8 protein-coding genes and 1 pseudogene are annotated in these 8,598 nt (G+C 67.9%); 3 read left to right on the top strand and 6 right to left on the bottom strand.

Annotated elements, in window-relative coordinates; translation table 11 throughout:
• Positions 1-172: 172 nt before the first annotated feature.
• The 6 genes from QZ588_RS17165 to QZ588_RS17140 all read right to left on the bottom strand — a co-directional run bounded on the left by QZ588_RS17165 (position 173) and on the right by QZ588_RS17140 (position 6,529).
• Positions 173-463: a hypothetical protein gene (locus tag QZ588_RS17165; protein WP_295544227.1), complete on the bottom strand. Its 291-nt coding sequence runs from the start codon at positions 461-463 to the stop codon at positions 173-175.
• A 17-nt stretch (positions 464-480) separates the two neighbouring features.
• A complete protein-coding gene (locus tag QZ588_RS17160; protein WP_295544225.1) occupies positions 481-1,545 on the bottom strand; it encodes a hypothetical protein in 1,065 nt (354 codons plus the stop codon).
• Positions 1,546-2,367: 822 nt separating this feature from the next.
• Complete coding sequence (locus tag QZ588_RS17155; RefSeq protein WP_295544223.1) at positions 2,368-2,751, bottom strand: PH domain-containing protein; 384 nt, start codon at positions 2,749-2,751, stop codon at positions 2,368-2,370.
• 482 nt (positions 2,752-3,233) lie between these two features.
• Complete coding sequence (locus tag QZ588_RS17150; RefSeq protein WP_295544221.1) at positions 3,234-3,497, bottom strand: hypothetical protein; 264 nt, start codon at positions 3,495-3,497, stop codon at positions 3,234-3,236.
• A 100-nt stretch (positions 3,498-3,597) separates the two neighbouring features.
• Complete coding sequence (gene feoB, locus QZ588_RS17145; RefSeq protein ID WP_295544219.1) at positions 3,598-6,294, bottom strand: ferrous iron transport protein B; 2,697 nt, start codon at positions 6,292-6,294, stop codon at positions 3,598-3,600.
• On the bottom strand, positions 6,287-6,529 hold the full coding sequence (locus tag QZ588_RS17140; protein WP_295544217.1) for a FeoA family protein: 243 nt from the start codon (positions 6,527-6,529) through the stop codon (positions 6,287-6,289). The genes feoB and QZ588_RS17140 overlap by 8 nt, the downstream gene beginning before the upstream one ends.
• A gap of 348 nt (positions 6,530-6,877) precedes the next feature.
• Here QZ588_RS17140 and QZ588_RS17135 point away from each other — a divergent pair, with 348 nt between their 5' ends.
• The 3 genes and pseudogenes from QZ588_RS17135 to QZ588_RS17125 form a co-directional block, all read left to right on the top strand.
• Positions 6,878-7,228 (top strand): hypothetical protein, encoded by a 351-nt coding sequence (locus QZ588_RS17135; protein ID WP_366929602.1) that lies wholly within the window; start codon positions 6,878-6,880, stop codon positions 7,226-7,228.
• A 184-nt stretch (positions 7,229-7,412) separates the two neighbouring features.
• A complete protein-coding gene (locus tag QZ588_RS17130) occupies positions 7,413-8,201 on the top strand; it encodes a DUF4198 domain-containing protein (protein WP_295544215.1) in 789 nt (262 codons plus the stop codon).
• A gap of 167 nt (positions 8,202-8,368) precedes the next feature.
• Positions 8,369-8,598 (top strand): annotated as a pseudogene (locus QZ588_RS17125) (hypothetical protein); the annotation flags it as partial.

Raw genomic sequence — 8,598 nt, 5'->3', positions numbered from 1 at the left:
CGTATTCACGGCGTCCCCCGCCCGCTGCAACCCAGCCCGCAGACGCCTGCGCCGGACATTGACATGCGCCGGGTATACATCGGTTTTGGTACAGCGCCAAAGGCCGGGCCGCCGCGTGGCAACGCGACGACCCAAGGCACAGCCGACTCGAGACTGCACCAGTGGCAAGTTATCAAAACTGTGGCGACAGGTGGTGTGCCATCGTGCGCAAGCTAGGGATTTTCCGCCGCGGCGCAGGATGTCCTCCGCCAAGGCCAGCGTGCAACACTGGGACCCGGTGCGTGCGGGATTCGGGGCGCGCGACGGCGCGCCCCGTCTCGGCGGTATTGGCTTGCTCGGACGACACCAGCGGCACGGTTGCGCCGGCGCCCGCCGCGGTACCCGGGGATGGCCCGCCACTGGTGACGGGAATGGTCAGCAATGCAGCCAGCAGGACGGCGACGATGACGGTGGAGCGAGTCATGGATGTCTCCGGTGGAATCAGCTCGTGAGCGCGTTCATCAGCGAGCGCCAGAAGCGCGGCTCGCCGCCGCAGGGCGCATCGGTGGTGCCATCGCCACAGGGGGCGCAGGCGTGAGCGGCGGCGATGACCGCCAGCGCCCGGCCGTCGACATCGTAGAGCCGAAGCTGCCGGTCGCTACCGTGACCACTGCGGCGGCCTACCACCCAGGCGCTGTCGATGGCGGCGGTGTCGATGTCCACCCGCGTCTCGACGCCGGCGAGTCCGGCGCGGCCCCGCGCATCGTCATAGCCGTGGAAAGCGGCTTGCCGCCGCAGTACCAGCGCATCCGAGCCCATGGTGATCGCCACGGGCAGCACCTCGTCGCACAGGGCGCGCAGGGCGCAGGGAATCAACGCCGGGTCCACAGCCGTGGCCGAGCCACCGCTGGCTGCGGCGTCGCGCCTGAGCCGACCGGGATCCAGCGCCAGTTGGCCCGAGAGCTCGGCCGTGTCCAAGAAGTTGGGCGCATGCGGATCATTGCTGCAATGCGCCTGCAGCGCGCCCAGGGGATGACGTCCCAGGGGTGCGAGTGCCGGGGGCGTCTGCTGCAAGGGCACCACACGCTCACCGCCGCCGAGCATACCGCCCAGCACCAGCCGCCAGAGCCCCGCATCCGGGCCCGCGGCAGGGCGCAGGCGCAGCAGGGGACGCCCGAGGTCGTCCTCCAGCAGCAGGGCATCCCGCGCCGGTGCCGCCGCCAGGGCGTGGCAGCGCTCCAGCAGCAGCCGCAGCGATTGTTCCGCGCCGTTCAGGCTCGCCACGGCGGCATCCACACGCAGCCCCGCCAGGGAGATGGTGTCGAGGAGGCGTATTCGCGGCGTCGCTAGCTCGAGCTGCAGGTGCTCGAGCAAACTGAGGTCCGACATGAGCTCGAACCAATGGCCGCTGAGGCGCAGGGCGCCGGCGGCATGGTGCAGCGGGGTGCGCGCGGGCAGCCCTGCCGGCGGCGGCGCCTGCTGACGGCGATGCGTTGTGGCGGATGCCCGTGATGTCTGCGTGTGCCGCCGCTGGTTGGATGCGGGCCTTAGTGTGGTGACGGACATGCCTGTGTCTCCTTTGGTATCGGCGCAGCCGATGATGAATGGGAAAAACACTTGGCTTGCCTTGGTCGTCCAACGCCCGGGTGCGCGGAAAGGGCGTCAGCATCACCAGTCGCTGGCTTCGTTGAAATGATAACGCGTCTCAGTTGCAAATGATAGGTGGTCCAGACGGCTGGGTCAAGCGGCGCAATCAGCAGGGTCGCGCGCACGTCGAGCCGGCGCTGCGGCGCCTCGCCTGCGCTGGCGAACGCCTGTAGTCCGTGCAAGTAACTGACTGACACCACCTTCGCATGCCGATGCGGCAGCCAGCGCTTCGATGCAGGCGTCAGCCCTCGGCCCGGGTGGCGACCCGCCCCCCGGCAAGTCCCAGGGCAAGCCACAGCCCAGGCTCATGGGCGAGCCGAGGCGCAGTTTGCGGGGGGCGGTGACGCGGCTCAGCGGGTGGCGACCCCCTGACGGGTCAGGTTCCGTCGACGCAGCCCGCATGCGAGGTTCAGCGCACAGTCATCAAAGGGACCGTCAACGCATGGTCTGCCCCGTGCAGGGCGGCCTGGAAGAGGCCAAGGAGCGCTTCTGCGATGCCGAGGCCGAGATCCAGGCCGCCGCCGCCGAAAAGCAGCCTTGAGCCCGGCTCGCGCCGTTTCCGAACCGGTCGCACCGTTCGTGGCGGCCCACGCCGGGCTCGTGCGGTGTGGCCATGGGGCCGCGCGCGGCAATGGCTCGCAGGGACTATCGCATCGTTTCGCGCCACACCTGTGCCCCACGCGGCGGCAGCACACCGGCAGCGCGGCGCGGCCCCCTGCGGTGCACGCCTGCGGCGAGTGCTTACTGCATGGCCAGCACCGCCGTTGCCAGGGCCTTTTGGATCTCGGTGACATTCTCGGTCCCACGCAGGGTTTTCTCGATGGGCGCGCTCGCCCCTGAGACCCAGACCTTGAGCTCGGCATCCAGATCGAAATGGCCGGCGGTCTCCACCGAGAAGCGGGTGATCGCCTTGTAGGGAATCGACAGGTACTCGACCTTTTTGCCAGTCAGCCCCTGTTTGTCGATCAGCAGCAGCCGGGCGCTGGTGAAGACGAATTGATCACGGATGACCTGGAAGGCGACCTCGATGCTCTCCTCGGCGGCGAGGATGGGCGCCAGGTCAGCGCTTAGCTTGCCAGCGTCGATGGTCGAGGCGTTGCCCAGCAGACCGCTCAATAGTCCCATGGTTGGACTCCATTCGGTTGTAACTCAGCGTTGATCAGAGGTTCGAAGTCGGCGGGCTGGAGAGCGGCCGCCGGGGGCTCGACGGCGGGGTTCCGGTGGTGAAGCCGATGGGCGGATATCCACGGCGTCCCGCCCGGCGGCCACGGCTCCATCTGCGACTGTCAAGGCCCATGGGTCACAGCGATTGCGGATCGATGCCGAGCGCACGCAGGCGCTCCGCCAGGCGCTCCGCGCGCTGATGCTCCGCATATCGGCCCGCGCGGCTTCCCTTACGGCCTGCGCCGAGGCTGCTATCGCACGGCTCCGTGTGATTGACGCCGGGCGGTCTGCATCGGGCGAACACGGGTGGATGGCCCATGTGCGCTGGCCGCAGCCTGATACACAACAGCATACATGCAAGCCGGCCATCGCGATAGCGCCTGCCATGGGCGCACACCTTGATCGGGCCCGGACCCGACTGCTCGGCCTGCGGAATGTCAGGCTTAATTCGGTCCCCGGGTGCGATGCTCGACCTGCGCACGCCGGCTCGCCTGCAGCACGGCGCAGCCACCCTTGCCCTTGGCGCAGCCGCCGCACTCGCCGCGATTGGCCCAGAGCTTACGGTAGAGATACCACAGGGCCACCGCGACCACCGCGGCGACGACGGCCCAATCCAGCCAGCCGGCGCCGGCCTCGGCGTTGATCGCGGGATTGGCGCTCGGGGACTCCAGCTGTGTGGTCGATGGGGCATCGGCGGGGTTGGTCATGATGGCTCTCCCGGGTGTGACATGGACTGCCGGCGTCGTTTTGGGCCTGCTTGGGGGCGGCATGCCATCGCCGGGACGGCGTTCCCGCGCAGGCCACCGCTCAGGTTTGTGCCAGGCGCTCACCGAGGCGTCGTCGACTCCGCCGCTCGCTCAGCAGACCGACCACCAACAGCAGCGCGAAGGCGCCCCAATACACCACTGACATAGCCTCGATGCCGGTGGCGCCCACCGCCATGCCGATGCTGTAGACGGCGCTCGCGACGCCGAGCCCGAGCAGGGTCGGAAAGACGATGGAGAACAACATCCATTTGTAGGACCCCGTTTGCACCTTGACCATGATGGTGGTGGCGAGACAGGGTGGATAGAGCGCGAAGAACAGGATCATGGACACCGCCAGCAGCGCGGTGGCACCGCCGGCGCGGGTTTCGGTGCCCATGCGCTCCTCCAGTGTGGCGTTCTGATCGTCATCCTGTTGGAACAGCACGCCGAGGGTGGCAACACTGCTTTCGCGGGCCGCAAACGATGACAGGAGGGCGACGTTGATCTTCCAGTCGAAGCCCGCGAACTGCGTGAGCGGCTCCATGCCGCGGCCGATGGTGCCAAGGATGGAGGTGGTGATGCGCTCCTCGCGCATCTCCCGGCGCAGCCCCTGGCGGGCGCGGGCGAGCTTGCGCAGCTCGCGCCAGGCCCGCTTGGCGTCACGGTCGCCGGCGGGCGGTTTCACCAGGGGATAGAAGTCCGGATTGCGGGCCTGGAAGCGCGCGGCGACCCGCTCAGAGCCGGCGCTGCCTGTGGCATTGAGCTTGGCGCGCTTGTGGTCGGTGAAGTAATTGATCAGCGGCATCAGGTTGTCGCCGAGTGCCACATCGGCATAGGTGTTGCCGACCATGGCCGTCTCGAAGCGTTCCATCGCCGCCTGCGCCTCGGCCCCGTAGTGGGACTTGCGCTCCGCCGACAGCCCGGGCAGGTGCAGCAGCGCGAACACCACCACGGCCACCGCCAGCACCACCGTGCCCACCTTCTTGATGTACTGCCAGGTGCGCTCGAAGGAGCGGCGCAGCACGCCGGTGAGCGTTGGCAGGTGATAGTGCGGCAGCTCCATGACGAAGGGCGAGGTCTCCTGCCCGCGCAGCACCGTCTTGGTGAGCAGTTTCGCCACCAGCAGCGCGAAAATGATGGTCATGGTGGAGATGTAGAACATCATCAGCGACTTGTGCTCCACGAAGAAGACGCCGAGCAGCAGGGTGTAGAGCGGCACCTTGGCCAGGCAGTTCATGAAGGGCACGGTGAAGATGGTGGCCATGCGGGCGCGGGTATCTGGAATGCCCTTGGTGGCCATGACCCCGGGCACGGCACAGCCGCCGGCGAAGACCCCGCCCAGGATCAGGGGCAGCGTGCTCTGGCCGTGCAGCCCGAAGCGATGCAGGATCTTGTCCAGGATGAAGGCGATGCGGGCCATGTAGCCCGAGTCTTCGACGATGGCGATGGCCGCGAACAGGATCAGGAAGATCGGGACGTAGTTCAGCAAGGTGTTGGCGGAGTCCACCAGCCATAGCCCCAGGGAGCGGGTGTAGGGATCGACCAGAAAGTCTGCACTCGGCAGCACGCTGGCCACCAGCTCCCGGAATTTGGCCAGCAGCGGCCAGGTGTAGTTGGTGAGCTCGTAGCCCCAGACGATGGAGACCTGATAGATGGCGAACACCGTGGCCACCAGAAACAGGGGCGCCGTCCAGCGGTTCAGCACCACGCGGTCGATGCGGTCGGTGAGGGATGGCCGGCCGCGATCCGCCCCCTTCACGGCGCCATCCAGCAGCCGCTCCACGGCCCTGTCGCGGCAGGCGACGATGTGATCGGCCACGTCGATGCCCTGCGCCGACTCGAAGGCTACGATGAAGCGCCCCGCGTCTGCCTGCAGCGCCCGGGTGTCGGCGTCGCCGAGCCGCTCGAGCAGCAGCTGCAGCGCGGTCGTGTCTCCTTGCAGCAGTTGCAGCGCCAGCCAGCGCCGCGGCAGGTGTGCCAGCGCCGACTCGGTGGTGAGACGGGCCACGAGCTGCCCGATCGCCGGCTCCAGGGCGCCGTAGCGCACGGGCGGCCGCGCGGCGGCCTCGGCTTCGGGCTGGGATGGCGGCCGCTCCGGCGCCAGCAGCCGGTCGGCTTCGGTGCGAATGGCCCGACGCAGCGCCTCCCGTCCCTCACCCTTGCGGCCGACCGTGGCCACCACCGGCAAGCCCAACCGTGCGGCGAGCACATCCTGGTCCACCTCGATGCCGTTGCTGGCCGCCACGTCCATCATGTTCAGCGCCAGCACCAGCGGCAGCTCCAGCTCCAGCAACTGCAGCGTCAAGTGCAGGGAGCGGCGCAGGTTGGAGGCATCCACCACGTCGACGGTCACATCCGGGCGCGCGCCGAGCAGGAACTCGCGGGCCACCCGCTCCTCCAGCGAGAACGAAGTCAGGCTGTAGGTGCCCGGCAGATCCACGGTGTAGACCGTGCCCAGGTCGTCGCTGTACTGCCCGTGCTTCTTGTCGACCGTGACGCCGGGGTAGTTGGCCACGTGCTGACGCGCGCCGGTGAGCACATTGAACAGCGTGGACTTGCCTGCGTTCTGCTGGCCCGCCAACGCCACTAGTACCCCATCACGCGCCTGTGTCTGCCTGCCGTGGCGCTTGTGTCCATCGCCACGACCGCCCGCGTGCGCGGCATCCGACGCCGCGGTCCCCGGCGTCGCTTGGCCACGCTGATGCCGCCGGGGATGGTGGTTGCCGGTCCCGTGCCGATGGCTCTTCGGCTCAGACATGGTCGTTGTCCTCCGGCGAAACCTCGATGGTGCGCGCCTCGGCACGTCGCAGGGAGACGTTGGAGGCGTCCAGCTTCAGCTCGATGGGGTCGTTGAGCGGGGCGCTGCGCACGACTGTGACCACGGCATTCGGCATCAGCCCCAGGTCGAGCAGGCGCTGGCGTACGGCACCCGTGGCCAGGTGCCGCCGGATGCGCACGCGCCCGCCGGCGCGGATGTCGTTCAGGCTCAGCATCGCTGCAGGCCCGGCAATGCTGTCGGTGCGGATGTCGCTGTGGGGCGTCGCGGACCGGGGGAGTCGCTGGGCAAAGGCCTCGGCTTTGGCTTGAGCATGGAGAACGCCTGCGGTGGCTGGGGTGACGGGTGGCGGCGCCAGCGCCGTGAAGAAGCGCGCTGCTCGGCAGCGCCGCTTGTGACCTGCCCACTAGCATAACGTAGCTATAATAGTAACGCGAGCGCGAATCAGTCGTATTTACAATATCGTGATGACCGTGTAGTCTGTGTGGTCATGATCGTTGCGCGGTGCATCGGCTCGCTGCCCGTACCGCGCGTCCTGACCACCAGCGCGAAACGGAGAACTGCCTTGCGATATCCCCGCCGCAACGTCCTTACCACCGCCGTCGGCCTGAGCGCCAGTGTGCTGACGGCGGTCGGACTCACACTGAGCACGACCGTATCGGCGCATACGCCTTTGTGCGCCTGTTACGACATGGGCGACGGCGCCGTGCTCTGCGAGGGCGGCTTCTCGGACGGCTCCTCTGCCGCCGGTGTCGCTGTGCGTGTGGTCGACGCCGCCGGTAACGCCGTCATCGAAGGCGAGATGAGCGAATACAGCGAGTTCGAGTTCGACAAACCGGCCGGCGACTACACCGTGGTCTTCGACGCCGGTCCCGGGCACGACATCGTGATCCACGGCAAAGACATCGTCGAGTGAGCCCACGGGCGCATTGCGGCGCGGCATGTGCAGGTTGCCGCCGCAACGCCCGCAGTGGCCCAGCCCGCTCCCACCAACCGCATTCCGCCCCGCCAGCCGCCGCCAGCCGGGCAGGAACGGTGATCGACACAACGCGGCTCACCCAGACCGCCATCATCCCCCAGCAGCTAGGGAAACAGACTCCATGAAAACTTCGGCATTCATCGCCGCGGCGGCGGCAACCACCTTGTCCGGTGCTGCCCAGGCCCACTTCCAGTTCCTCTACACGCCCGAGGTCATGTTGGAGAAACCGGGCGACATCCCGCTGGCGCTCGTGTTCGGCCATCCGATGGAGAACACCAGCACCATGGACATGGGCGAGCCGGAGGCATTCTTCGTCGTCTTCAAGGGCGAGAAGACCGACCTGAAAGACAGCCTGGAGGCCGTTAAGTGGGCTGGCGCCAGCGGGGAGCCGTCCGACGCCTACACCGCGAGCTACAAGGTCCGCCGCAACGGCGACTACATCTTTGCGCTGACCCCGGCGCCCTACATGGAAGGCGCCGAGGACATCTACATCCAGCAAATCACCAAGACCATCCTCAACAAGGGCGCCATGCCCACCGGCTGGAACGAGCCCATCGGCCTGAAGACGGAGATCGTGCCCATGGACAAGCCCTATCAGACCTTCGTCGGCGGCACCTTCACCGGCCAGCTCCTCTCCGACGGCGAGCCGGCGGCTGGCGTCGAGTGCGAGATCGAGTACATCAACTCCGACGTGGACTTGGAGGGGCACGCCTTCAGCAAAGAGACCAAGGGCCCGGTGCCGCCCACCGCCATCGTCGCCATCACCGACGACAACGGCCTGTTCACCTTCGGTATCCCGCGCCCCGGCACCTGGGGATTCGCGTGCCTGGGCTCCGGCCCCGACAAGGAGTACGAGGGCAAGGAGCTGTCCCAGGACGCCGTGCTCTGGATTCACGCCGCCGAGCTCTGAGCCCGGGCAGCGCGCACCGACCGCGCCGGCGCTGCTGCGCGCCGGCTGCGGCCCCGTCGAATACCTGCGACGCCGTCGCTGAGACGAGCGCGATCATATCTTTTTTGTGTTTATCATACGCTGGCGCCGCGCCCCCGCGGTGACTCCACCAGCAAGGAGATTCCGGCATGCAGATTCATTCCGTCGCGGGCGCCGTTGCCCTCGTATTGGCTGGCGCCGTACCCGCCGCACAAGCCCAGAGCCTGGACCAGCGCGTAGAGGCCCTGGAGCGCGAGAACCAGCGTATGCGCCAGCAGCTCGCCGCCCAGGACGAGCGCATCCAGGGCGCCCCTGAGCGCGTCAAGGAACTGGAGGAGGCGCTCGCCGAGAAGCGGCGCACCGGCGGCAACTGGTTCGA

Origin of the sequence: uncultured Thiohalocapsa sp. (assembly GCF_913062725.1) — a bacterium.
Taxonomy (GTDB): Bacteria; Pseudomonadota; Gammaproteobacteria; order Chromatiales; family Chromatiaceae; genus Thiohalocapsa.
The sequence above is the reverse complement of the archived record's forward strand: the minus strand, read 5'-3'. Positions and strand labels throughout refer to the sequence as shown.